This is a genomic window from Ningiella ruwaisensis (assembly GCF_004798935.1).
In the GTDB taxonomy this organism is placed as follows: Bacteria; Pseudomonadota; Gammaproteobacteria; order Enterobacterales; family Alteromonadaceae; genus Glaciecola; species Glaciecola ruwaisensis.
Genome location: NZ_RAHT01000003.1, coordinates 477,308 through 500,816, shown reverse-complemented (window position 1 = coordinate 500,816; position 23,509 = coordinate 477,308). Strand labels below are relative to the sequence as shown.

17 protein-coding genes and 1 pseudogene are annotated in these 23,509 nt (G+C 43.1%); 4 read left to right on the top strand and 14 right to left on the bottom strand.

Going from position 1 to position 23,509, the window contains the following annotated elements; genetic code table 11:
* Positions 1-86: 86 nt before the first annotated feature.
* A complete protein-coding gene (gene hemE, locus D6V41_RS08570; protein WP_136251049.1) occupies positions 87-1,151 on the bottom strand; it encodes a uroporphyrinogen decarboxylase in 1,065 nt (354 codons plus the stop codon).
* A 62-nt stretch (positions 1,152-1,213) separates the two neighbouring features.
* A complete protein-coding gene (gene nudC, locus D6V41_RS08565; RefSeq protein WP_136251048.1) occupies positions 1,214-2,014 on the bottom strand; it encodes an NAD(+) diphosphatase in 801 nt (266 codons plus the stop codon).
* A 136-nt stretch (positions 2,015-2,150) separates the two neighbouring features.
* On the opposite strand from nudC, the gene D6V41_RS08560 reads away from it, so the two are divergent.
* The 3 genes from D6V41_RS08560 (at position 2,151) to D6V41_RS08550 (ending at position 4,370) form a co-directional block, all read left to right on the top strand.
* Positions 2,151-2,612 (top strand): transcriptional repressor, encoded by a 462-nt coding sequence (locus D6V41_RS08560; RefSeq protein WP_136251047.1) that lies wholly within the window; start codon positions 2,151-2,153, stop codon positions 2,610-2,612.
* Complete coding sequence (locus D6V41_RS08555) at positions 2,613-3,077, top strand: chemotaxis protein CheX (RefSeq protein WP_136251046.1); 465 nt, start codon at positions 2,613-2,615, stop codon at positions 3,075-3,077.
* 90 nt (positions 3,078-3,167) lie between these two features.
* A complete protein-coding gene (locus D6V41_RS08550) occupies positions 3,168-4,370 on the top strand; it encodes an OmpA family protein (protein WP_136251045.1) in 1,203 nt (400 codons plus the stop codon).
* 68 nt (positions 4,371-4,438) lie between these two features.
* On the opposite strand, the gene D6V41_RS08545 is transcribed toward D6V41_RS08550, so the two are convergent.
* Together D6V41_RS08545 and dnaB are read right to left on the bottom strand one after the other, a co-directional pair.
* Positions 4,439-5,464, bottom strand: a complete 1,026-nt coding sequence (locus D6V41_RS08545) for an SMP-30/gluconolactonase/LRE family protein (protein ID WP_136251044.1) — start codon at positions 5,462-5,464, stop codon at positions 4,439-4,441.
* A 126-nt stretch (positions 5,465-5,590) separates the two neighbouring features.
* A complete protein-coding gene (dnaB, locus tag D6V41_RS08540; RefSeq protein ID WP_136251043.1) occupies positions 5,591-8,557 on the bottom strand; it encodes a replicative DNA helicase in 2,967 nt (988 codons plus the stop codon).
* Between the two features lie 514 nt (positions 8,558-9,071).
* Here dnaB and D6V41_RS08535 point away from each other — a divergent pair.
* A pseudogene (locus tag D6V41_RS08535) lies at positions 9,072-12,023 on the top strand (TonB-dependent receptor).
* Positions 12,024-12,145: 122 nt separating this feature from the next.
* On the opposite strand, the gene D6V41_RS08530 reads toward D6V41_RS08535, so the two are convergent.
* The 10 genes from D6V41_RS08530 to D6V41_RS08485 form a co-directional block, all read right to left on the bottom strand.
* Positions 12,146-12,883, bottom strand: a complete 738-nt coding sequence (locus D6V41_RS08530) for a FadR/GntR family transcriptional regulator (protein WP_136251042.1) — start codon at positions 12,881-12,883, stop codon at positions 12,146-12,148.
* A 282-nt stretch (positions 12,884-13,165) separates the two neighbouring features.
* Positions 13,166-13,912: an SDR family NAD(P)-dependent oxidoreductase gene (locus D6V41_RS08525; RefSeq protein ID WP_136251041.1), complete on the bottom strand. Its 747-nt coding sequence runs from the start codon at positions 13,910-13,912 to the stop codon at positions 13,166-13,168.
* A gap of 27 nt (positions 13,913-13,939) precedes the next feature.
* Positions 13,940-15,229: a TRAP transporter large permease gene (locus D6V41_RS08520; RefSeq protein ID WP_136251040.1), complete on the bottom strand. Its 1,290-nt coding sequence runs from the start codon at positions 15,227-15,229 to the stop codon at positions 13,940-13,942.
* Between the two features lie 3 nt (positions 15,230-15,232).
* A complete protein-coding gene (locus D6V41_RS08515) occupies positions 15,233-15,787 on the bottom strand; it encodes a TRAP transporter small permease (protein ID WP_136251039.1) in 555 nt (184 codons plus the stop codon).
* Entirely contained in the window at positions 15,784-16,779 is a 996-nt protein-coding gene (locus tag D6V41_RS08510; RefSeq protein ID WP_136251038.1) for a TRAP transporter substrate-binding protein, read from the bottom strand. The genes D6V41_RS08515 and D6V41_RS08510 overlap by 4 nt, the downstream gene beginning before the upstream one ends.
* Before the next feature lie 161 nt (positions 16,780-16,940).
* Complete coding sequence (eda, locus tag D6V41_RS08505) at positions 16,941-17,558, bottom strand: bifunctional 4-hydroxy-2-oxoglutarate aldolase/2-dehydro-3-deoxy-phosphogluconate aldolase (RefSeq protein WP_136251037.1); 618 nt, start codon at positions 17,556-17,558, stop codon at positions 16,941-16,943.
* A gap of 35 nt (positions 17,559-17,593) precedes the next feature.
* Positions 17,594-18,517 carry a sugar kinase gene (locus D6V41_RS08500; RefSeq protein WP_136251036.1) on the bottom strand — a complete coding sequence of 308 codons (924 nt, stop codon included), beginning with the start codon at positions 18,515-18,517 and terminating at the stop codon, positions 17,594-17,596.
* Positions 18,510-18,854 carry a cupin domain-containing protein gene (locus D6V41_RS08495; protein WP_136251035.1) on the bottom strand — a complete coding sequence of 115 codons (345 nt, stop codon included), beginning with the start codon at positions 18,852-18,854 and terminating at the stop codon, positions 18,510-18,512. Before D6V41_RS08495 ends, D6V41_RS08500 begins: the two co-directional genes overlap by 8 nt.
* 80 nt (positions 18,855-18,934) lie before the next feature.
* Positions 18,935-21,133 carry a heparinase II/III domain-containing protein gene (locus D6V41_RS08490; RefSeq protein WP_136251194.1) on the bottom strand — a complete coding sequence of 733 codons (2,199 nt, stop codon included), beginning with the start codon at positions 21,131-21,133 and terminating at the stop codon, positions 18,935-18,937.
* Positions 21,134-21,201: 68 nt separating this feature from the next.
* A complete protein-coding gene (locus D6V41_RS08485) occupies positions 21,202-23,472 on the bottom strand; it encodes a polysaccharide lyase 6 family protein (RefSeq protein ID WP_136251034.1) in 2,271 nt (756 codons plus the stop codon).
* Positions 23,473-23,509 lie beyond the last annotated feature (37 nt).

Here is a 23,509-nt window from a genome sequence, read left to right as displayed (position 1 = left end):
GTAAGGGCAACAAATTTTATCGCTTTACAACATGTAATACGGCCAGTGCATAGATTACACTGGTCTTTTTATTTAATGTGGCGAACTTATTTATGATAGGGTTTTGAAAGCTTATGAACCGCCTCAACAAAATATCCTGCGTGCTCAGGGGGCACATCAAGGTGAATGCCATGGCCTAAATTAAACACATGCCCTTCACCTTCACCAAAGCCTGCCAGTATATCGGCAACTTCTTGTTCAATACGTTCTTTAGGCGCGTATAGAATGCTGGGATCCATGTTGCCTTGAAGCGCAACCTTATCGCCGACTCGTGCTTTTGCATCGGCAATATCAATGGTCCAATCCAGTCCTACAGCATCACAACCGGTTGCCGCAATCGATTCAAGCCACATTCCCCCGTTTTTTGTAAATAAAGTAACGGGGATGCGCGCTCCTTCATATTCACGCGTCAGGCCAGCAACAATTTTTTCCATATACTGCAACGAAAATAATTTATAGTCACGAGGACAAAGCACACCGCCCCAAGTATCAAAAATCATAACGGACTGCGCGCCAGCAGCGATTTGCGCGTTGAGATAGAGGATGACGGAATCTGCCAGTTTATCAAGCAACAGATGCAGCGTTTTAGGCTCTGCAAAGGCCATTTTTTTGATTTTGGTGAAGGCTTTGCTTGAGCCCCCTTCTACCATGTAGGTGGCCAAGGTCCAGGGACTGCCTGAAAAGCCGATTAGGGGCACTTCGCCCTCAAGGTTTTTACGAATGGTGCGAACTGCATCCATCACATAACCCAAGCCAAGTTCAGGATCGGGAATAGGTAAATTCTCTACATCCCGATGAGAAGCAACAGGGTGTTGAAACTTGGGCCCTTCTCCCGTTTCAAAGTATAGACCTAAGCCCATGGCATCAGGAATAGTAAGAATATCTGAAAACAAAATGGCAGCGTCCAGCTTGAAACGACGTAAAGGTTGGAGTGTTACTTCGCAGGCCAGCTCGGGATTAGTGCAAAGCGCCATAAAATCACCCGCTTGGGCTCTTGTGGCTTTATACTCTGGCAAATATCGCCCGGCTTGTCTCATCATCCAAACAGGGGTGACATCAACTGGTTGTTTTAAAAGGGCGCGTAAATAACGGTCGTTTTTCAATGGCTTCATTTAATACTCGAATATTTTACTTTCTAAAAGTTGGGCATTTGGGAAATTTCGCAAAGGATACGTCAATTTTGATGCATTTTCTCGATTCTTTTGACAGTTTCTTCAATCAGGCGCCCTGCGATGGAAAGTTTTGGCGGCACCTTTGGTAAGGCGTCAATATCGAAATAATCGGCAGCAAGTATTTCTTTTTCTTCAAGCACCAGCTCACCCCCTGCGTATTCTGCTAAAAAGCCAACCATTAGCGAATGTGGAAACGGCCATGCCTGACTGCCAAAGTACTCTAGGTTTTTTACCTCGATACCCACTTCTTCCTTAATTTCGCGATGCACAGCGTGCTCCAATGATTCACCGCTTTCGACAAATCCCGCCAAGGTAGAAAAAAAGCCTGTGCTTTGATGACGAACGCCTTGTGCTAACAGGATTTTATTATCGCGACGTACAGCAACAATTATGCAGGGAGAGACTCTTGGATATACACGGTGATGACACTTATGACAATGCATCGCCATTTCCCATTGAACTTGCTGCATCCGCGCACCGCACTGGCCGCAAAACTGATGATGTCTTAAAAATTGTGCGTACTGCCAGGCTTTTGCAAGATATTTGAAGTTCGCTTCGTCTATTAGGTATAGCGCCTCACGAATAGATGTTTTTACATATTTCGCGCTGTCCACCGGATTATTGTGCAAGTCAACAAAATGATGATGAAAGCCATTGTCTTTTTCAAAGGCAATATGATCGCTGTCGCTTGCGTCGATGTCTGTAAATTCATCAGGTTTTAACGCATTAAAAAGATTTTGAAAATTCAAATTCGCCGGAACGAGCCAGTGATTTTCAGAAAAAACAAACAAAGTTTTTTGCATAACACACTCTTAAACTGCCAGAAAAAAGCCATTTATAAATAGCTGTGCGCACTTTACGCGTTTTGCGTCTTGTTCACAAATGAAGCGATGGTATACTTCAGGGAACTAAATTTGTACTTTAACAGGATGCTTGAGCTTGTCAGTTGCACTCTCTAAAGAAAAACAAGGAATCTTTGAAAAAGCAAAAGATTATTGTGAACAAAAAGGCGTAAGGTTTACTCCTTTGCGGGCGAGAGTTTATGAGATCCTGTTAAAGGAAGATTCTTCAATAGGCGCTTATGATTTGCTCGATAAATTAAAGGCGGTTGAAGATAATGCTAAACCTCCCACAGTTTATCGCGCACTCGACTTCTTTTTGGAACTAGGCTTAGTCCATAAAGTTGAATCGAATAACACGTTTATGGCGTGTCATCACTTTGGTTGCTCACATCCCGTTCAGTTTTTAATCTGCGACGATTGCGGCGACGTACAAGAAATACAGTCTCAAGGTGTTAAAGAGACGCTTGAGGCTCAGGCGGAACAAAATTCCTTTGAAATTATGACCCAAACCATCGAAGCTCACGGTCGCTGCAAACTTTGTCGAGACAAAATCGCCTAAATGAATGTTGCTTTTATTAATCCGTTCATCGTCTCAATGAAGCAAGTGATGGCGATGATGGCGAGTATCGATTTAGATGTGTTGCAGCCAGCACTGAAAAAAGATGCTGTATCGCGTGGCGAAGTATCTGGTATAATTGGAATGGTGGGCCCCCAGGTTAGAGGCTCTATGGCAATAAGTTTAGAAAAGGACCTATCGTTTGCCATGATGAAAAATATGCTGGCAGAAGATGTTCAAGAGCTAAATGACAGCGTCTGCGATATGGTAGGTGAAATCACCAACATGATCTGTGGAAGCGCTAAAGGTCATTTATCTGAACAGGGTTATGAATTTGAAATGGCCACGCCTGTGATTGTTTCAGGAGTAGAACACCTGATTCAACATAAAGTAGAAGGGCCAAAAATAATATTACCGTTTTCCAGCTCGCAGGGAAATGCATACTTAGAAATATGCTTTGATGGCTGATTAAAGTGACAAACGCCTGTGCGCTCATAAAGCTTTTAATTAGTTAAAATTCACAAAAATATAAATCTGCAAAAAAAGGATGTTATTACCATGAAGAAATTAGCGCTAGCTGTTGCACTTGCGACTGCAGGTGTATCCAATCTCTCAATTGCTCAAGAATCTACCGATGGGCCAGCGTATGAAAGCTGGGTTGGTGGTTTTGCGCAATATTATAATGCTGACTCAGAAAAACCTGAACCTGTAGGCGGTCTAGAAGACGGTAGAGGTTTTGGTGCTGAAGTTGGATTTAGATTTGACCCCTCCTGGGCCATTCGTTTCGAGTTGTCACGCGTGTTAATTGATAAAGATGACAACAATCGAAGTGCGCTTGCCGACGACGGCACCATGCTTGGAGCTGACATGATGTACTTCCTTGAAGATGATGTTGCTTACCTGTTTGGTGGTGTGCGTGAGCAGTCTTTGACAGACAGCTATCGTATGGCTAGCTTAGGTGTGGGTAAGCACTGGAACACGAGCGAAAACTGGCGAGTTATCACCGAAGCGGCTACGTATTATGATTTTGGTCAAGGTTACAACGAGTTTAGTTTGAAACTTGGTCTTGCGTACGTTTTTGGTGCTTCAAGTGCACCAAGAAGTCAGCCTGATACAGACGGTGATGGTGTTTATGATGCCGTTGATCGTTGCCCAGACACCGCTCCAGGAGCAACCGTTGATGCCACAGGCTGTAATATTGACCTTGACGGTGATGGCGTTATTAATAGTCTTGATCAATGTCCGCGCACACCAGCTGGTGTTGAAGTTGATGCGCGTGGTTGCGAATTTAAAGACGCTGATGGTGATGGAGTGGTTGATGCAAACGACGAATGCCCTGACACACCAAGTACCGATCAGGTCGATGACAAAGGCTGTACGCTTTACGCTGAAGAAGAAATCTTTGTTGAACTGGACATCTTGTTCGCCAATAACTCAAGCGTAATTGAAGACCATGAAACTGAAATGGTGAAAGAGTTTGTTGAGTTTATGCGTGAATACCCTAACACTAACGCTGTTATTGAAGGTCACACTTCAGCGGTGGGCACAACAGAATACAATCAAATGCTTTCTGAAAAACGTGCTCAGGCAGCGCTTAAAATGCTGGTAGAAGAATACGGTATTGATCCAAGCCGACTAAGTGCGATTGGCTACGGTGAAACACGATTAAAATTCACAGAAAATACCGCTGAAGCACATCGTTTGAACCGTCGTATTGAAGCGAAAGTTGAAGCAACAATACAAGAAAAAGTTACTCGTTAATCGGGTAATTTAATTAACAAAAACCGCCGCTCAATTTCATTGTCCGGCGGTTTTTTATTGCTTTTCATTTACTTTAAGGCAATGGACATTAATTGATCGTGCGCAGTCATGTACAGGTGTTTCTCATCTGCTGACAGAGTGACATTAGCGGTCGCCTTTCCTGTTCTGTATTTAGCCAATAGTTCACCATCTTCCGTGAATAGATATACCCCACCTGGACCAGTCGCAAAGATATGACCGCTTGAGTGAACAACCATCCCATCTGGTAATCCTTGTTCTCCCGGTTTACCAGCCAAGTCAGAAACATCATAAAACACCCGTTTATTAAGCAGGCTTCCATCGTCTGCAACATCGTATTGATACCAACTAGCATTCTCCCTATCGGATGCAGCCACTATCATTCGCTGTTCATCGTTGGTAAGTACAATTCCGTTAGGATAGCGGACTGAATCATCTTCTAATATCACGGTACCGTCAGCTGTTACACGAAAAATTCCGTCAAAATCTAGTTGACGATCTTTTTCTCTGTCTTTTAAGCCATAAGGCGGATCGGTAAAATATAAATCGCCGTTACTATGAAAAATTGCATCATTTGGGCTGTTAAATCGCTTTCCATCAAAAGTGGATGCAAGAGAAATAAACTTATCTGCAGGTGCATCAAGGCCACTATCCATTATTGCTACCCGACGGTCGCCATGCTGCATAATTACCAGTTGCCCCTTATCGTTTATTAAAAGCCCATTAGCACCCTGTGACGAATCGTTTTCATCGATACCTGTCGCGCCAGAAGGTGTTAAATACGGCGTAACCTCCTGACCTGGGCGATATTGATAAATAGTGTTTTCAGGCACATCGGAAAAAAGCAGATAGCCACCGTCTTCGACCCACACAGGTCCTTCTGACCACGAATAGCCGCTACCCAATACCTTAAACTCAGCATTTGCATCCACAATCTTTAAGGCTTTGTCGTCAAGAATTTCAATATAGGGCGGGTCTTTGGCCTGGCTGGCAAACGCAAAGCCTAAAACGAAAAAAAGTGAAAAGGCGGATAGGGTGCGTAATGCTACTGCAAGAGAACTTGAAATATTAACCATAGTCAGAGCTTCCTTTTAAAAGAAGCCTATAAGCTAAACTATGTGCAGCATAAGGTCTACTTCAATTGTAGGAGATCTAACAAAATGCTATAAGTAGTTTTGGCTACTAACATTTATTCCGATTCATTAATATTCGTCGGCAAAATCTGGTCCGGCATAGTTATCAAAGCGTGAAAACTGACCTTGGAAAGTCAAGCGAGATGTACCAATAGGACCATTACGCTGCTTACCAATGATAATTTCTGCAATGCCTTTGTATTCGCTATTCTCATGATATACCTCATCGCGATAGATAAACATGATAAGGTCAGCATCCTGCTCAATAGAGCCAGATTCACGAAGGTCTGAGTTGATCGGACGTTTATCGCTACGCTGCTCAAGACCACGATTTAACTGAGATAAGGCAACAACAGGCACTTCAAGCTCTTTGGCAAGCGCTTTTAATGAGCGCGATATCTCTGCAATCTCCAAGGTCCGGTTATCAGATAAACTCGGCACTCGCATCAATTGAAGATAATCCACCATAATGAGTGATATACCGCCACGCTCCCGAGCAAGTTTTCGCGCCCGCGTCCGAAGCTCCATTGGCGTCAGGCCAGAACTATCGTCGATAAACAAATTATCTTTTTCATGCAGGCTTTGCATGGTTTGCTGTAGCTTTACCCAGTCAGTATCATCAAGTTTTGCAGTACGAATTTTTGTTTGATTTACCCGACTAAGCGAGGCCAGCATCCTCATCATTATTTGTTCAGCCGGCATTTCCAGACTAAACACAAGCACCGGCTTGTCTTGCATCATCATTGCGTTTTCGCAGAGGTTCATTGCAAAGGTTGTGTTGTGCACACAAATATCTTGCGCGATAAAATTGTGCTCTCCCGGTACTGTTAAATCATAAACTTGCTTATAACCAACATATTCAATCTTTTTGATTGTATCCCAATATACATCAGACTCAGCCAAAGCTCTTAAATACTCATCCTTGAATAATTCGGCAAAGAGTTTGACTCGTTCTCGAGATATACGGCGCCTTGTTTTGTCTGAAAAGTGCGGATTGAAGCCTTTTGGAAATGCAATTCCAGCATGAGCGAAAATCGATGACCAGCTTTTTGTACCTTTTAGAGTCAGGATGTAATCCACGACGGAATCTGGCAGGCTATCTACATTCGAGTGATGTTTTTTATTGCTGAGCAATTCTCGACATTCGTTAATTCTTGCCTCTTTACCGTGCATACCAATTTCTTGAATAAATATATGCAAACTGGGGGAATGAAGAATTTCTACCTCATATTGAGCATGAGATACGTAAAGATCACATTCGTTACTTGTCGATAGTACCGTTTGTGAATGCAGAGAAAGCGCCCCGTCTGTATTAGCTTTATCTTCGCGTAGCGTTTTTTTAAATGGCTTTTTTTTACGAAGCTTACTTAATATGCCAAACCGCAAAAGAAGATGCTGCACCTGATAAGCGAGTGTTTCACTTGCTGTCGCATAACTTGCTCTCACTTGACCAGTTTTACTTAAATAAATGCCACCGTCGCATGCGAACATTCGGTTCAGACAAAGCGCAACTAATTCCTTTTTCAGGGTAAAAAGGCAATCAGGTAACACTTTTTGATGTGCGTGTTTACCCCACAAACCCACTTCTTTTAAATAACTGGTAAGGGAGTTGAAACGTTGCGTACTTTGATAAAAGCAGCCACGCGTTCTTTGCTCAAAGTCCGCTCCCAAATGAGCACTGAGTGCCTCATAGCTTTGAGGTAAGGGCAAGGCAACAGAATTTCGCCACTGGCTGATTGTAGATGGCCTTAAGTTCAAATATTTGGCCAGCGCTTTTCCGCTAATTTTTAACTCGTTCAACATCTCATTTAACACGTTCGAGAAATAGTGTTTAACAGAAGCAATATCTCCAGATTTTGCAGATGCTCGATAACTTGGAGCTCGATTATCAGAATTGACTGAGCGAACGCGCACGCCATCAAACATTTCCATAGCTTCAGTGAAATCTTTAACGATCCTTTCATTTGTATTGGTAAATAAAGGGCTTGACTGCGTTGTACCACCATCACTAATAAAATAGGCAATCGCTTTAACTGCATGTTCTGGAGCGTGTGTCTTGCCGAAGATATCGAGTTTTCTCGGTACAGCGATTTGCTCTCCCTCGCGCAACTCTTCAAGCGCTCTCCAACCCGTTCCAGTAAGAAACGGATGAGTCAAAGTAGTCTCAATTTTGCGCCCAAGAGCAGTAGTCACCCGAAAAACCGGCTTTTTACCGTCGTTAACAAAATTCGAAGCGTTATTGCGTTTGATTTTGAAACTGTCATTCAGCGATAACACTTCGCCATTCTGTTTCTCAACCATTTCTTCAATAGTTTTGATCGCGCCAGTGCAAGGATCCACTAACTGTGATTCAGCAGCAATGCATTTTCCCATCGATGGCCTTGCAGCGACAATGATTAAGTCCGATGGCTGCAGGCCACTGGTTTTTTTATCCAGGTCGTGAAAGCCAGTTGATACACCGGTAACGTCAGCGTCTTGTTTAACTAACTCATCAAGGCGGTCTACCGTTTTCTTCAAAACGCTTTTAACATCTACCGGGCCTTCTCCAGCCGCGGTGCGTTTTTCGGCAATTTCGAATACCTTGCTTTCAGCAAGGTCAAGGACCTCTTTACTGTCTCGTCCTTCCGGGTTATAGCCGACTTCTGCAATGTCGTGCGCTACGCCGATGACTTCTCTTACAATGGCTTTTTCGCGAATACTGCTTGCATAGGCGGCAACATTGGCCGCACTTGGGGTATTTTTCGCCAGCTCAATTAAGTACGCAAAACCACCGGCATCTTCCAACTGATTGTGTTTGGCAAGATTATCCTTAACCGTTACCGTGTCAACAGATTCGTTTGCACCAATTAGACGTAAAATAGCAGCAAATATCACTCGGTGCGAACGGTTGTAAAAGTCAGACTCAATCAATAAATCCGCCACTTTGTCCCATGCATCAGGAGAAATCATCAAAGAGCCCAACACAGACTGCTCAGCTTCAATGCTATGCGGCGGGATATTCAGTTTTTCAATATTGTCTTGAGAAGATTTTGCCACGAGGTTGCCAATACAGATTAAATTTCTAAAGTTCAGATTCGTATTATGGAGCAATGAAGCGCGTTTGTCTCGACTCAATTTTTTATATCAGGCTCGCTTTCAAGGACTTTTTTCCTGAAGTTAAAATACAATTCACCCGCACTAAATAGAAACAAGATAAAACCAAATTGTTAACCAATTTAATTAAAAGTATTTCATTTCTTGTCAAAAATTAGCTTAATCAGGTGAGTTTTTGGAGAATAAACACATAAAATAATGAATATTATTGATTATAATTTGAGCGTAGCAGTATAAAGCGCTTAAACCCAAGCTACTGATTTTGAATGGAAATTTAATCAAACAACACATTTACGAATGTGTATAAGACCATATTACCTAACAATATTAAAATTTATTACTTACCAAAAGGTTGACCTTTGACTATTAAATTGTAAGTATATAGTAAATTGATTGTAAACTTTATTGCCAAGATGTATTTCTTTTAACTTTGATTTGACACACACAGGAATCAATTATGGGACACAAACTATCAAAAATCACTTTAGGTATATTAGCCGCATCTATGGCGCATACCTCAATAGTAGTTGCGCAGGAAAGCCAGCAAAACTCAGACGAGGTCGAAGTCGTTGAGGTATCCGGCATCAGAGCATCACTTACAGGAGCGCTTGCCGAGAAACGATCTTCTGATAATCTTATTGAGGTCATACAGGCAGAAGATATTGGAAAATTACCCGATCAAAACCTTGCGGAAGTGCTTGAAAACGTTACAGGTATACAAATCACGCGTGAAGCAGGCGTGGGTACTGGCGTTCAAATCCGGGGCACTAACGCAAACCGAACCGAAATAAACGGCGTCTCAACCGTAGGCTCAGGTGCCGGTCGTGGCGGGATAGATTTTGAAGACGTATCTGCCGCCATTATTTCTGCAGTTGAAGTTATTAAAGCGCCTGAAGCTAAAACCATTGAAGGCTCTGTTGGTGCAACAATAAATCTTCGAACGATTCGCCCTCTGCAGCTTTCAGACACTCTTGCTGCCTTTCGTATACAAGGTTAAGATAGTAGTTTATCAACCGACAGCGTTACTCCACGGATTTCTGGTGCATTTGGCGAAACCTGGGACACGAATAACGGTGAATTTGGCGTAGTATTAAGTGCAAGTTATGCTGAACAGGACGTCACAGCTTTCAGACCACGAGCAGATAGAGACAATATTGTTGCCTCTGATAGCGAACTTCCCAGCGCGCAAGAGTTTGACTTTTTACCTATTCAATTTATTAATCAGGACTATGACAATTTTGAATACGAAACGGTAAATTTTTCAGGTTCATTTGAGTGGGCGCCCAATAGTAATACCAAGTTCTACTTCGACACAATTATCAATGATCAGGAAAGACGGCAGGAGAGCTCGCGCGTTCAAGCTTCAGGGGTAAGCGCCTTAAGCGGCATTTCAGTTCCCGACAGCTTTGAGACTGTCGATTTTGGCTCTCTTGACGGATTGGATTTAGGTAGCATTCAGGCTGCGCTAACGGGTGTTATACCTGTTGATATCGAAACGGATGATGATGATCCCAATTTACGATTTTCAAGTGACACCAACTCCCGTATAACCAAGAGCAAAATATTTCGTTTAGGCGGAGAGTGGCAAGGGGATAAATTGTTTGTCAGTGCTGAAGTATCTCGTTCTGAATCTGACTCCACAACACCCAGTTTCAATACCACGCTTAACTTTATAAATCCAAATACGCCACTTGATGCAGGTGGTGGTAACGATAACGCAGTCCCCTTTGCCTATGACTTAAGTGGTGGCTCGCTTGCATTTGGTATTGCCTCGGGTGAAGCAAATGCGCCGACATCGGCTCAGCTATTAGATCCGGCAAACGTCGTATTACGCGACGTAAATATCGGCAATAACATTGCGGAAAACGGGGAAGATGCCTTTCGAGTAGACTTCATTTATGACTTAAACATGGGGCCCATTACCACCGTCGATTTCGGCTACCGATATAGCAAAACAACGAGTTTGTCTGATCAAATCACTTCAAACGTAGGTTTGCGTACTTTAGACGATAGTCCCCGCGGCAACCTATTTGCAGAAGTTTTAACTGCTGGCCCTGATAATTTTGATGCAGCGGATGGCCGCAGTTTGTTTATCAAGGATTTTTTGTTGATCAATCCAGAACTTGTTGCTTCAGATCCTGATAGAGTATTAAGCATATTAAATGATGCAATAACAGCGCATGGTGGTTCACGCTCTATAAGCGAGCCGTCTTCAACTGTGAGCGGATTTTTTGATATAGAGGAAATAACTGACGCACTCTACGCACAAGCCAACTTTGAACTGGGTATATTCAGAGGTAATGCGGGTCTTCGCTATATTGAAACAGAGGTGAACTCCACCGGTAACTCAATTACAACTGACGCTAATGGCGATGAGTTAGTTGAACAAGTGACGACAGGTGGTGATTATAGCTTCTTATTACCTCGCATAAACGTAGTTGCTGATGTTGCAGAAGATGTGATTGTTCGTGCTGGTTGGTCACAAGACATAAGACGTCCTAACTTTAACGACTTATCAACTTCTGTCACGTTTAGTACGAGCCCTAACCCGCCGGTAGCAATAGGCAATCCGAATCTTGAGCCTGAAGAAGTGACTTCATTTGATTTGTCTGTAGAGTGGTACTTTGCCCCTTCTAGTTTGGTAAGTGCAGGTATTTTCTATAAAAAACGTAAAGATCTCTTTGTTGAACAAGAGTTCAGTCCTTTTGAAGATCCGGTAACTGGCTTTAGAGACACCACAGCACCTTGTGAACAAGGCGGTATTTTTAACCCAATCGCTGATATCAATGTGTTTGGTCCAGATGGCGGAGTAGGTGTGTGTGTACCAACCCAAACCGTTATTAATGATACTGCAGATACCACTCAAAAAGGTTTGGAATTAGCGTTTCAGTACGATCTTTCAGCATTTGAAGACGAACTGGGATGGGCATCGGGCTTCGGTATTCTCACTAACTACACTATACAGGAGTTTTCGGGCGGCGAAGCAGTCAATACGGCTACCAGTCGAGCAAGCTCGGTATTTGCCAGAACAACTGGAATGCCAGATGCTGAATTCACTGCCGTCCAAGGATTGTTAGACCTTTCCGAAAATGCCTATAACTTTACCTTGTATTATGAAAAGTATGGCTTTTCTGCCAGAGCACGCTATACATGGCGAGAAGCTTATCGCTCAGAAGACTTTGGTAGCACAAGCAGTTACCCATGGGGCTTCCCAGTGGTTCAGGACGACAGAGGACAGCTTAATGCCAGCGTAAGTTATGAGGTAAACGACAACTTCAATGTAGGTGTAGAAGTGGTCAACCTAACTGAGTCCAATGTTGAACAATATTGTGTAAATGAAGGAGCCTTACTCTGCTTCCAAGGCTTGACCGACAGACGCATTACGTTTGGTGTTAGCTACAAGTATTAATTGTGTGCCCGGGTGAGGTTTGTGGCTTTTGGACCTCTACCTACAAAAAAAGGAGCCTCGAATGATTCGAGGCTCTTTTTTTTAATCTAATAAAACAATGAATGAACAAAGATAAACACGCACTAGTTAACTAAATGGCTTAATGAATATCGACCACGCGTTTCATCTGATTTTTTACGCACTTCCTCTAAGGCTTTCGCCTCACTCATCTCAAACAAGGCATTAATAAGGCGATTAAAGTGAGCATGCATAGAAGCGCGCGCACGCTGAGAATCATGTTTCTTCAAAGCCTCATATATCGCCTTATGCTCGTCCAGTCTGTCTTTGTTAGATTGACTACACACGTTAGCGTATGCGTTTTTCACATTTGGAAGGGTATCTCTTAATTCCCAAAACTTTTCAACCGCCAGCAAAATTGCATGATTTTTGGTGGCTTTTGAAATGATGAGATGAAACTCTCTGTCTGCTTGTTCAGCACCAATACCTGATTCCATCGCATCAAGTGTTGACTTAAGTGCCGCGAGCTCATCTTCGCTAATAGACATAGCGGCTAAGGCAGCAGCTTCACCTTCTACTAAAGCTCGCGCCTGTGTCAGTTCGAACGCGCTTACTTTATCTAATGTTTCACGCTCTTTATCTTTAGGGCTTTCCAAGACATAAACACCTGAACTGGTTTTGACTTCCACACGCTGCATTACTTCCAAAGCAATTACCGCTTCCCTAATCGTGGGACGGCTTACATTGAAGGTTTCTGCGAGCTCTCGCTCAGGTGGCAAGCGACTTCCAGGCGGATAAAGACCTGAATCGATTAAGTTTTCAATTTTCTCGGCAATCTGCCAAAACATACGACGTGTTTTCATTTTAATACCCTTTGTCGACAAGTCCTACTATCTAGCGTCTACAGTAGGGAACATGCGTGTACAATCGTTAAACTTATCTTGCCTGAACTAAACGCGCTACTTTTCAAAAGTATTATTTTTAACAATACGATTTTTAACGCTATGCGCCTTTTGTTTTATTTTATTTGTAACGACGAGTGATTCAATGCTATTTAATGAAGCAAGATGGCTTATACACCGTCACAAAGCATACACCGTTTGTCGTATATTACCAATACTTAATTAATTGGTAATATTGCGTCCTTACGAGAACACCAAACCGCCGTTTATATCAACATTTGTCCCGGTCATGTAGGACGAGTCCTCACTTGCTAAAAATGCAACAACTTTGGCCACCTCTTCAGCTAAACCTTCTCGTTTCAGTACAGTCGCCTGGGCCACTGAATGCCTGACTTCATCCTTAGTAAAATCATCATGAAACTTTGTTTTTATCATCCCAGGACAGACGCTATTCACACGAATATCGGGACCCAGCTCTTTTGCAAGGGCGCGAGTAAATGTAGTAACTGCACCTTTGGATGTAGCGTAAGCCACCGCCCCAGGCCCACCACCGTCTCTTGCCGCCTGGGATGAAAAAGTGACAATCGTGCCACCTTTACTTAAGTGAGGGATGACGGCGCGACTCATCAAAAACAGTGAAGTAAGATTAACGTCCATCACTTCACGCCAGTGTTCCAACTCAGACTCGACAACCTTTTTTCTGGCAATTAGGCCGCCAGAAACATGCACCAAGACATCTATTTTCTCAAATTCCTTAAGGGTATTCGATAGCGTTAATTCAATGTCCTCTGGCTTTGTAAGATCAGCTTGCAGTGCAATAGCATTCCCACCATTAGACTGAATCTTGTCGACAACGCTTTGCGCGCCATTGGCACTGGAATGATAAGTTATTACAACACTCGCGCCTTGAGCAGCCAACTCAAATGCGCATGCAGCGCCAATATCACGTCCGCCACCAGCCACAATAGCCACCCTATTTTTTAAAGACATATTTTTCTCTCTCATGTTTGGTTCCGCCTAAGGCGCCAGGAGTTCGGGTAAATACGTACTAAATGGTGCATAGACCGATACCATAAGTAATACAATTATCATGCTGACATATAGTGGCAACATGGGCTTGAGCATCTTTTCTATCTTTGTTTTCGATACAGCACAACTGACGAACAATATGGCGCCGACGGGAGGAGTACATAAACCAATACATAAATTCAGAATCATCATAATCCCGAATTGAAGCGGATCAATTCCCAGCGAAACAGCAATTGGCAAAAATATGGGAGTAAAGATAAGCACTGCTGGCGTCATATCCATAAATGCACCAATCAGAAGAAGGATAAGATTGATGATCAATAAAATCATTAAGGGATTTTCACTGATTGCCAAGAGCGTATCAGTTAAGTCTTGAGGAATATTTTCATATGAAAGCACCCAGGAAAGTGCTGATGAAGTGGCAATCAAAAACAAAACGATCGCAGTTGTTTCAACCGTTTTAGTAAGGATTTCTCCAAATTTTTGCATGTCTACTTCGCGATAAAAGCCTGCGGCCAAAACCAGTGCATAAATAACCGCAATCGCGCCTGCTTCCGTTGGTGTAAATACACCGCTTATAATACCGCCCATTACGATAAATATTAATGCAAGGCTTGGAATAGCTTGCCAGACAAACTTTAATACAACTTTTATTGGCAAACGGTCAGCAGTAGCGAATCCTTTTCGTTTGGCGTAAATGACACAAAAAACCATCAAGGCAGCGGCTACCAGAAGGCCGGGAATATAGCCCGCCAAAAATAATGCAGAAATCGAAACCCCGCCGCTAGCAATTGCATAGATAATCAAAATATTACTTGGCGGAATGAGCAATCCGGTTGTAGAAGCAGCAGCTGTAACAGACGCAGAAAACTCGGCGCTATACCCCGCTTTTTTCATTTGCGGCACCATAAAGCTACCAATAGCCGAGGTTGCAGCTACGGCTGACCCAGAAATCGCGCCGAACAGGGTACATGAAAGCACATTGACTAAGGCAAGTCCGCCAGGTAAGGCGCCAAGCAAAGCCATCGCGCAATTTATCAAACGCTTGGCAATACCGCCTTGCGCCATAATTTGTCCAGACAGGATAAAGAATGGAATTGCCATTAAGGCAAAACTATTCACCCCATTTGTCATACGCTGCGCTACAGTAGTCGCAGCAGGCAAAAAGTCCACTGACGTAAATAAAAACAGGAGTGTTGATAAACCGATGGCAAACGAAATAGGTACGTTTAAAAACAACAGCAAAAAGAACAAACACAATAAAAACAAAATAGTCATCGCTTAATCCTTCTTCTTAGTGTTGTTATCTGGAATGTCATCAAAGGTTGTGCCGTGCGCAAAATCATCATGGGAAATGGCGTCATAATGTGGATTTAAAATGGCATGAATTGCATAAATAAAAATAAGGACGCCGCTTAAAGGTACGACAAAGTAAATAATGCTAATGTCGATACCCATTACAGGAGACGACTGGCCTAAGTCTTCTGTCATTTTCATTAACAGAAAGCCACCGATGATCATTACGCTAATCGCAAATAACGCAACACAAGCATGAATGAAATGATACATCACTTTACGCATAGCACCTGATGACTGTGAGTACACCATATCAAGGCCTAAGTGCGAATTGTGGCGATAGGCAAAAACACAGCCTAGAAGGGTTAACCAAATTAATAAAAATCGCGCTAACTCTTCAGTAAAAGAACTTGGCGCATTAAGCACATAGCGAGAGAAAACCTGCCAACTGACCACAACCGTCACTAAAATCAAAATACCCTGTAAAAGACGATTTAACAAATGATCAAGCCAGTCCAATATTTTGTTGAAAAACTTCATTTCAGTGCCTCTATACGATCAAGTATTTCACCCACTTCACTGCCCTCAAAACTTGCTTTAAAGTTTTCTACACTTTTTTGAAACGGTGCCTTATCTGGATATATAATATTGATTCCAGCCGCTTTAAGCGCATCCAGGGCGACCTGCGTATCTGATTTCCAAAGCGCCCGTTGGAAAGTAACCGTGCGCTCCATTGCAACATTTATCCAGTTCTGTTGCTCAGGCGTAAGGGTTTGCCAGACTTTTTCACTAAACATGACAATTCCCGGGATGGTGTTGTGTTCATCAAGGGTAAAGTTTTTACATATTTCGTAGTGTCGCGCTTTATAATAGGTAATTGGACTATTCTCAGCTCCATCAACCACCCCTTGCTGTAGCGCCGTATAAAGTTCGCCGAAGCTTATTGGCGTTGCTGAAGCGCCTAGCGCACGCATCAGCGCAACGGCCGACTGGCTCTTCATGGTGCGGATTTTCATACCTTTAAGATCGCTTGGAGAGGATATGGCTTTAGGGCAGGTATAAAAACTGCGGCTGCCTGCGTCAAAAAATGCCACGCCGCGCAGATCGACTTTAAGAGGCGACAGCAACAACTCTTCACCTAATGGGCTATTCACGACTTTCCAAAAATGCGCTTCATCGTCGAAAACATAAGGAAGAGAAAATACCTGCATTTCGGGTACGAACGACTCTAAAGGACCCACCGATACTTTAGCCATTGCTAAACTGCCAACTTGCAGTAGCTCAATAAGGTCTCGTTCAGCGCCAAGCTGTCCGCTAGCGTATATTTCCAGGTGCAACTGCCCGGCGGAGATCTCTGCCAATTGTTCTTTAAAATAAACCAGTGACTTGTGGACAGCATGTTCAAGGTCAACCACGTGGCCTAACCTCAACACCACCCTATCTTGTGTCTGTACTTTTGAAAAGACAGTTACGCCTGAGATCAGCGTACCTAGGAGTAACAACAAAAGTAGTATTCGATATTTAAGCGACATAAAGTGACCTTTCTAGCCATTGTTAAATAAAACGCTATCCAATAGTTATTTTATTTTATTACCAATAAACATTTTTTGATATTACCAATAAGAATTTAATAAAACAATGCATTTGTAAAATAAATGTAAGGAAGCTGTAGCAAGCAGGGCACGGCCTACTTTCAAGCGATTGCCTCTCTACAGGCTTTGGTCACCGCCTCCCAATTTTTGTCTTCAACCCATGGCTTGGGTGCAACCCAGGTTCCACCTACTGCAAACACATTCGAAAGCGCTAAAAAGTCAGCTTTATTTGCTGCATTAACTCCGCCGGTAGGACAAAATTTCACCGACTGAAAAACACTTGAAATGGCGCTTAAAAACTTTACGCCTCCTGCCAGCGCAGCTGGAAATAGTTTTTGTTCAGTAAAACCGGCTTCCAGAGCCATCAATATTTCACCAGTATTTGACACACCCGGCAGAACAGGCACTTTGCAATCATTAAGCAAAGTTAATAGTTTGGGCGAAACAGCTGGCGTTACGATAAAGTCTGCGCCTGCATCTAAGGCTTTTTTCAGGTCTTGCTCTGAAAGTATGGTTCCTGCACCGACCTTGAGTTGGGGCACTTCCTGTTTAATCGCGCGCAAGGCAGACAGAGATGCTTCGGTACGTAAAACCACTTCAACGAGCGTTAAACCGGCATTTGCCATTGCTCGCGCTATGTTCACGGCTTCCTCAGGTGAGTTCGCCTGAATGATGGGAAGTAAAGTTTGATCCGCTATTAGTTGAGAAAAGCGTTCCATATAAAGTCTCTCTTGTAGATGTTGGAAGTTAGTAGTTAAGCCTTAATTGCCTTCATAAAGTGGTCGTAAGGTACAATGGCGCCAGCAAACTGAATAACCACGCCAGCGGCACACGCGGCTTGTTTCACCGCTTCGTCAACTGATTTGCCTGACAGTCTTGCACCGACGTATACGCCATTAAATGCATCGCCTGCCGACGTAGTATCGATAACCTTTTCAACGGGAATTATTTGATGGTATTGCTGCTGCCCCTGATATGAGCTGAGCACAGAATTTGGGCCATCTTTTACGACAATTTCTTCAATGTCATACAAGCGGCAAAAAGCAACGAGCTCTTCCGGGTTGCCTACGCCAAACAGAGGCTGTAAATCTTCAACGCTGGGAAGAATCATATCGGCGTGAGCTAAAGCTTGTTCATATTGATACTTTGCCTCTTGCACGCAGCTCCAAAGTCTGGGCCGATAATTGGAATCAAAGATAATCTTTAATCCTCGGTCCTTGAGTGTGTCTATTATTTCCCAGAATCGTTCGCGTGTATCTTCATCTATAACCGCAAGCGAAATGCCAGAAAAAAACATAACATCTTCAGGATTAAGTGCATTTACTAGCGTGTCGTCTAAAAAGTTAACCAGTTTTCTAGCCGCCGAATCATTGCGCCAATAGGAAAAACTGCGCTCGCCCGACTCATCGGTTTCAATCATGTATAGACCAAGCGTTTTATCCGGGTGTTTGAAAACAAACTCGGTATTCAAATTTTCCTCATCCAGACGAGCTATCATTCTTTGGCTAAGCTTGTCGTTGCCAACCGCAGTAAACAACGCGGTATCGAACTGTTTAAAGCAGCGCTTCAAATATACAGCGGAGTTGTATACATCACCTGCGAAAGATTGTCTCAAGTCGCCGTTATCCAACACCCGCAATTCCGCCATGCACTCACCAATAAAGAATATTCTATTCACCGACAAAGTCTTCTCTGGCTGGACTAAAAGTATCAATCAAAATGCCGCCTGTAGGACATATTGCGCCATGTTCAACGTTTGGCGGTATAAGACAGCTGTCACCTGCTCTGAGAATTTTAATTTCACCACCAATATTAAAATGGAACTCGCCCGACTCTACGTAGGTAACCTGTGAGTGCCGGTGCTTATGCACATAGCCTTCTGCGCCTTTGTCAAACCAAACCTTCACAGCCATCAGCTCATGATTAAAGCCAAGCATTTGTCGCTTCAAGCCGCCACCGATATCTTCAATAGGACTTTTGTCACCAAACATAAAATGTTCGCTTTGCTGTTGCATGTATTGCTCCTTTAAATCTTTTATCTTACCAATATCTTGCTTTTACTATGCCCTGCTTCCGCGTTCACGCACAAGCCAGGCTAGTTGGATGAATCGATTAGGAAAACGCCAAGATGCCCAATCAAATTAAATGACTTGCCCTTGTAGCTGAAGGATTTTGTTGCATCTGCATCAATCCCTTCCTCAGTGTTTATCGCAATTAAATAGCGCATATTTGCGATATGTATCTCATACAAATTGATTGTTTCAATTTGCTGAGTCTCAATCGATTCAAGGCTGCTTTGAGCGTCCAATGTATATTCTTTGCTTGGGTTGTACTCTCCGTGCGGCTCTAGCACTGATATGTAGCGATGACGCTTAGCATCAGAAACGCGTCGGATAAAGCCGTTCTCATTTCTGAGATTGAAATTTGGATCGTTTGCACCTATCTGCGTAAAGAGAAACTGCTCTTCATCATTGATTAAACTGGTTTGCGAATAAAAGCGTCCATTATCATGAAGCCAGGTAACACGAGCCAAGGCTTGTTCAGGACTTGCACTCGCCTTAAGCCATAGATGTTGATATCCATTATTTTCGCCAAGCGGCGATAGTTGGTCAGTATATGCACTAAGCTCAAAGCTGGTATCTACAATTTGACCGTGATAATGCAAAGGCAAATCGAATTGACGCGCGCTATCACTGCTCACATCAAATATATCGAGTACGATGCTTTGATTCAGTTCTTTTAAGTCAATTAGCGCGATGGTGCGTTGTAATAATATATCTTCATATGCGGTATCAATTTCTGCGCTTGCCACACTTCCATGCTCATTGCTCTGGAAAAAATTAAGCTTTGGCGCATTCTGGTTGGCAATATCTACATCACCATTAAAATGACTGATTTCATCTACAACCACCGTATTATGTGCCACTGTTTGCTTTGCATAGCTTTCATTTTCAGGTAAATATCTTCCGCCAAACTTTGCCTCAACGTTGAGAAAGCGAGCTGCACCATAATCTGAGACTATCTCAGCGCCTTTATCGTAGAACTGCCAGGTAAGCTTATCAAAATGGCCGTGACCCAAGCCCTGTGCAGCAGGTTTAAACAATACGGCTTGTGGCCCCTGAATATCGCTTCGCATGATGACCAATGCACCTTGTTTACCATCGCTCCCATCTCCAAATGCGACCGAGTCAAAGGTGTAGGCTTGTTCAAGCCTCATATCCAGCGCTTGCGCTACTTTTAAACCATCACCAGACAATATGATTTGTGCTTGCTGCCTGGCAATATCCAAATATTCAGGATCCTGCGTGAGACCGTAAGCTACAGTGACCCCGTGCACCAACTCAATGGTATCGATGCCTTTGCTTTTTATGGCATCATTAATAGGGTAGAACAAACCGTTATAGCTCAACTGAATAGTGGTATCGATGGCTTTTAAAAGGATATTGTCGCGGTACGAAAAGATCTCTCGCTCAGGCTCATTATTTTCAATTGCACTGGCAAATGTCACAAAGGGCATTAGTGCATAGCGCTGATAGTAAGGTCCTTCATTGTAGTAACCTTGTGGAGAGAATAACTCATCAAGTTGTCGTAAAAACCCGCCCTTGCCTGATTTATCAAGCCCCAACAATGCTTTTTCTACCCATTCCGGCTCGTCCAGCACGTATCCTGCCATACCGACACCTGCAGTCGCCCAGGTACCATGATTGTGTACCTTGTCAAAAGTAGATGGCTGACCTTCGGACAAAAACAAAGCCACCGGACGCAGAAGGTTTTGCTCTATCGCTTTACGCTCATCTGTCTCAAGTGCGTTGTAGATGAGATCGTAAGCCTGAATGGTATGCACAAGCCAAACTGCTTCGTTAAGACTCTGCCAGAATAACTTGCCGGGATTTTGCGACTTCACTTTGCGGGCAGGATGTACATCAAGTGTTGGATAGAGATGCGCATACTCTATTAAAATATCACGAACAAAGTTTGCATAGACGACATCTCCACTTAACTGATAGATTTTTGCCGCATCCAGCATGAGCTGGTAGTTTTTCTTGTGGCGCTCGTGCGTGTAGCCACCGCCGCCGTCTTTAGGAATGGGCACATCAACAGCACTTTGCATTGCTGCATCCACCTGCGCTTTAATGCTTGTATAGGCGTCCTTAAATCGTCCTTCTGACTCCAATGCTTCTCGCATGAGGGGCACTTGTGCCTTGGTTATTACTAAATTCGGGTGCTCTGCCAGTACCTTAGGGCTCTGTGCCAATATACTTAAAGTAGCAAGGACTAAGCACAATAGGTGCATAACAGATTGATCTAATCTTGAAAAACTTTGAGCTTTAAAAAGTGTGACATGAGCCATTTTTAATACCATTAATTAAGTACCGTGTTGTTGTTAAGTCTGGCAGTGTGCGGGCCGTCAACGCGAAGCTCGACAATGTTCGGACTCTCTGTGGCTTTAAACGTATTATTTTCAATCAGCGTTTGTGGCTCACCAACCGTATGTTCAATTACGATAGGTGCGCTATTTTCAAAGAGATTGTTTGCAATATGCGTTTGCTGAACACCATGCAAATAAACACTGGCGTTTTCTTTGTTTCGCTTACCCTTGCCTGTTGCGCTGACTTGATTGTCGGTAAACAAAAAGTGCGGTCCAAAGGTACTTTCATCGGTGCCGCCGCGATACACTTTTGCTAGTGCGCCTGCTATATCCGAAAACTGATTTTGATGGAAAGTGATGTATTCAGCGTTATAAATGCCCAAATCCTCAATTTCTTTATTAAGCTGTATAATATCGCCAGTGACCGACTTAAACTGATTGTTTTCGATATGAATATGATCAGCAAACGCCCCCTTTCCCGAGACAAAGAAGTGGAAAGAGTGATTGATGTCTAAGTTTTCAACTATAGAGTTGTGAAGCTCGAATCGATAATTTTCAATCATGCCCCATTTTTGTGTTCTTACTACGGCATTATTGGCACTATCTGGACTGTTCGCTCCTGAAAGCACTAGCCCATCAAGCTTTAATGCGCCACCGTCCTGAATTTCAAACAGCGCTGTGCGCTCACACGATAAGCGCGTTTGTTGAGCGTTTTTTGCTTTAATGCTCAGGGTTTTATCGATGGGAATGAGCTTTGGAATGACAAAGTCACCAGCTTCCAGCAAAAGTGTATCGCCAGACTCTGCCTGTTGAATCGCTTCTGATAAACTTTGAGTGGAAAGATTGATATGTCTCGTTTTACCGCTATCAAACTCGACAAGTGGCGACAGTTTTGGATACCAGCTCACCCCAACCTCGTCTTTTGATATTTTTTTCAGCGAACGTGATGCACCAACATCTGTCCCGTTTTTGGTAGAAAACGCTTTAGCAGGAAATAAAAGGTCGTTTTCGTTTCGTTCAAGCGCAATATCTTCAATGGTAAAACCATTTTTAAGTTCACTTGGCACTTGGGTATTACTAATATTCTTAGCGAAGCGGACTTCGCTGACATCGTCAGAAATGGTAAACGGATTTTGCCCATTTTGATTAACGATTAAGTTATTAGTGAACTGACTCGAGATCGGTACTGCACTTCTTTCAGCATCACTTCCGGCAGCTAGCTGCATGTGCTCAACATTTATGAATGTGTTATTCTCAATCACTGCGTTTTCGACTTGATGATAACGATTGATAGGTGAATCTGGTACACCATTCATAACGGTAAATCCGCTACCGAAACGAAATCCAGTTAAGCCTTCCAAATAGTTATTGCGAATAATCTGATCTTTATTGATGACGCGTATACCGCCTGTATGATCAACGCCGTTTCCGATAAGCACATTTTCTTCAATAATGTTTCCGTTTCCGTGTCTGAGCGTAAGCGTTCCTCTGGCTTCAAGAAATAAGTTTCCTTTGAGCGTGTTCTTGCCTGACTTTACCGAAATAATTTCTACTTCGCCGTTGGTATGTTCAAAAACATTGTTTTCAACGAGGGTAAACGAATCGCTTAAAGAGTAGTGGCTGGTGCCAATACGAATTGTCTCTCCGCCGTTTGAGCCAAAGATTGGCCGATAGCCAAAATAATTATGGTCAATTTGGTGGTAATTCTCTTGGCTATTTTCATGGTTGAGTCTGACGGCCAACGTGACACCACGATTTCGCTTGCCAACCAGATGGCTATGATCAAAGCGATTGTGTTTACCATAAAGTGCAACCCAATAATCAGATTCTTGTTTGTCAGGGTTATTATAGTTGTCAATGACGATTTCTGTCACTCTTGAGTGATAAGCGTAGTTATCCTTATCTTTTCGAAACTCAATGACTGAGCTGGTAGGCGTATACCCATCTTTAAATACCAAACCTGAAACCACAAGGTACTTACCAGACAGTCTTAAATTTGACTGCCCGCTAAGTATAACCTCGCCACTTTTTTCGGCTTTAAGCGTAATGGGACTTTGCTCAGTTCCTTCGCCCTCGAGCAATATTTCAAAGTCTTGCCACACACCATTTTTAAGAATGACAGTATCGCCTGCCTGCAAGCCATCTGCGATATCTGCATAAGCCTGCTTTGAATCTATATAGTAGCTTTCAGCAGAAGCTATTGATGGCGCCAAAAGTAAAATAGCGCTCATGAGCAACGTAAGTGATAAATAAGGATAACGCATCGTCCCCCCCTCTTTTATTAAAGCAAATTATGTTTTA

Bases quoted from the DNA above. Each gene is read 5' to 3' on its own strand.
- hemE (WP_136251049.1), bottom strand. From the start codon at position 1,151: ATGAAGCCATTGAAAAACGACCGTTATTTACGCGCCCTTTTAAAACAA.
- nudC (WP_136251048.1), bottom strand. From the start codon at position 2,014: ATGCAAAAAACTTTGTTTGTTTTTTCTGAAAATCACTGGCTCGTTCCG.
- D6V41_RS08555 (WP_136251046.1), top strand. From the start codon at position 2,613: ATGAATGTTGCTTTTATTAATCCGTTCATCGTCTCAATGAAGCAAGTG.
- D6V41_RS08550 (WP_136251045.1), top strand. From the start codon at position 3,168: ATGAAGAAATTAGCGCTAGCTGTTGCACTTGCGACTGCAGGTGTATCC.
- D6V41_RS08545 (WP_136251044.1), bottom strand. From the start codon at position 5,464: ATGGTTAATATTTCAAGTTCTCTTGCAGTAGCATTACGCACCCTATCC.
- D6V41_RS08530 (WP_136251042.1), bottom strand. From the start codon at position 12,883: ATGAAAACACGTCGTATGTTTTGGCAGATTGCCGAGAAAATTGAAAAC.
- D6V41_RS08525 (WP_136251041.1), bottom strand. From the start codon at position 13,912: ATGTCTTTAAAAAATAGGGTGGCTATTGTGGCTGGTGGCGGACGTGAT.
- D6V41_RS08520 (WP_136251040.1), bottom strand. From the start codon at position 15,229: ATGACTATTTTGTTTTTATTGTGTTTGTTCTTTTTGCTGTTGTTTTTA.
- D6V41_RS08515 (WP_136251039.1), bottom strand. From the start codon at position 15,787: ATGAAGTTTTTCAACAAAATATTGGACTGGCTTGATCATTTGTTAAAT.
- D6V41_RS08510 (WP_136251038.1), bottom strand. From the start codon at position 16,779: ATGTCGCTTAAATATCGAATACTACTTTTGTTGTTACTCCTAGGTACG.
- eda (WP_136251037.1), bottom strand. From the start codon at position 17,558: ATGGAACGCTTTTCTCAACTAATAGCGGATCAAACTTTACTTCCCATC.
- D6V41_RS08495 (WP_136251035.1), bottom strand. From the start codon at position 18,854: ATGCAACAGCAAAGCGAACATTTTATGTTTGGTGACAAAAGTCCTATT.
- D6V41_RS08490 (WP_136251194.1), bottom strand. From the start codon at position 21,133: ATGCACCTATTGTGCTTAGTCCTTGCTACTTTAAGTATATTGGCACAG.
- D6V41_RS08485 (WP_136251034.1), bottom strand. From the start codon at position 23,472: ATGCGTTATCCTTATTTATCACTTACGTTGCTCATGAGCGCTATTTTA.